General features: G+C 64.9%; 1 protein-coding gene and 2 pseudogenes. 1 reads left to right on the forward strand and 2 read right to left on the reverse strand.

Annotated elements, in window-relative coordinates:
• Window positions 1-177 (reverse strand): annotated as a pseudogene (locus tag AAC083_RS16405) (DUF6363 domain-containing protein); the annotation flags it as partial.
• Window positions 178-204: 27 nt separating this feature from the next.
• Here AAC083_RS16405 and AAC083_RS16410 point away from each other — a divergent pair.
• Window positions 205-360: pseudogene (locus tag AAC083_RS16410) on the forward strand (IS630 family transposase); the annotation flags it as partial.
• Between the two features lie 13 nt (window positions 361-373).
• On the opposite strand, the gene AAC083_RS16415 reads toward AAC083_RS16410, so the two are convergent.
• On the reverse strand, window positions 374-1,742 hold a 1,369-nt coding region (locus AAC083_RS16415; protein ID WP_108537166.1), incomplete at its 5' end, for a 2Fe-2S iron-sulfur cluster-binding protein.

Genomic DNA, 1,742 nt, shown 5'->3' on the forward strand with positions numbered 1-1,742 from the left:
ATCCAGAGCCGCTTGCCAGCCCATACGGTAACCCAGTTCCAGCCGCCCCTTGTCTGTGGTCATGCGGCCGACCCGAAAGCCCGCCGGTGGATAGATGAGCCGGATGCGACAATCCGCCGGTGGCTGGTGGATGAAGTCGATGGCGTCGTTGTAACTGGGATGACGCTGTGGTTGCGCCCCCTGCTAGCCCGCCAGAAAGGCCGCCAGATTGAGCGGATGTGGCATGATCCCCATGAAACGATCACCCGGAACCACCAATGCCGCACATTGGGTGAATTATTACGTCGCGTGTTCTACTTCCGGGATCAGGCTGCACCGTTCCCCGGTAACGGACATGGGCTTATGCAACTGGAGCGGAATTGGGATCAGCTATTTAGAGGGCGAGCACTAGGGGTTGATTGCCGTCCGTGCCGGCGGCGGGTACGGCGCAGCAGATCAGTGCCTCACTTTCGGCCGGCAGGTTGGATGGTGGCTGCGGGTAGGTTACCTGACCACTGACGATGCGCGTGCGGCAGGTGCCGCAGGTGCCGCCCCGGCAGCTGAACTCCGGAGTCAGGCCGCGGCTCTCGGCCAGCTCCAGCAGGCTGCCGCTACCAGGCAGCCAGCGCGCCTCCTTGGCCGAGAGCTCAAAAAGCACGGGCACCGGGTTGCTGGCCGCCAGCGGCCAGTCCTGTGTCGGACCGGCCAGGTCGGGACGTCGCCTGAGGCTGGAGGGGCCGAAGGTCTCGGCATGCAGGCGACTGTCACTGATGTTCAGCTCACGCAGGCCATCGTACAGCGCCTGGGTGAAACCGGCTGGTCCGCACAGAACAAAGTCATAGTCGTCGAAGGGCAGCACAGCCTTGAGCAGTTCGATATCGATGCGCCCGTGCAGGTCGAAGTCCAGTCCCTCCTGCAGCCCGGCCTCGGGCTGGCTGATGACTCGCAGCCAGTGCAGGGTTTCGCCGCTCTGCTGCTGCAGCTCATGCAACTCCCGGCTGAAGGCCAGCTCCGCCTGCTGGCGGGCGCTCTGGATCAGCCAGACCGTACGGCGCCGACGCAGCCGGCGATTCTGGTAGGCCACCTCGCGCAACATGCTCAGCAGCGGGGTGATGCCCACCCCGGCGGCCAGCAGAACAAGTGGCCGGTGCTGCACGGGATCGAGCACGAACTGCCCCTGCGCGGCCTTGGCCTCCAGCAGACTGCCGACCTTGATCTGATCATGCAGGTAGCCGGATGCCAGTCCGTCACGCTTCACGCTGATGCGCAGAACGTCATCGGAGGGCGCGTTGGACAGGCTGTAGGTGCGGATGACAGGGTGCGCCTGTCCGGGAATCGTCAGGCGCAGGGGCAGGTGCTGACCCGCCGAGAACGCCGGCCAGCCACCGACATCGGCCGGTTCCAGATAGAACGAGCGGATACTGGCGCTTTCCTCGACCACGCGTGCCACCCGCAGGGGGCGCCACTGATCGCGCAGTGTCTGCGCCTGCAGGCGCGCCTCGACCTGTTCCCAGCTGCCGGTCATCAGGCTGTTGGGCGAGTAACTCTGTAAATCCCAACGCAGCGTTAGCGCGCCTTGCCGACGGATCACCTGCTCGACCTCCACGTGCCAGAGGCGCTCAGCGCCCTGAAAAGCGCGGATGTCATCACCTTCCAGCGTCAGCTCAGTGCGCCCGCTGATCTGCAGCAGGTCACCCGTGGCGAAGTCGATGAACAACAGGCCGGCTTGCGGGTTGAGCAGCAGGTTGCCGAGGGTGTTGAAG

Origin of the sequence: Aeromonas sp. HMWF014 (genome assembly GCF_963878295.1) — a bacterium.
In the GTDB taxonomy this organism is placed as follows: domain Bacteria; phylum Pseudomonadota; class Gammaproteobacteria; order Enterobacterales; family Aeromonadaceae; genus Aeromonas; species Aeromonas popoffii.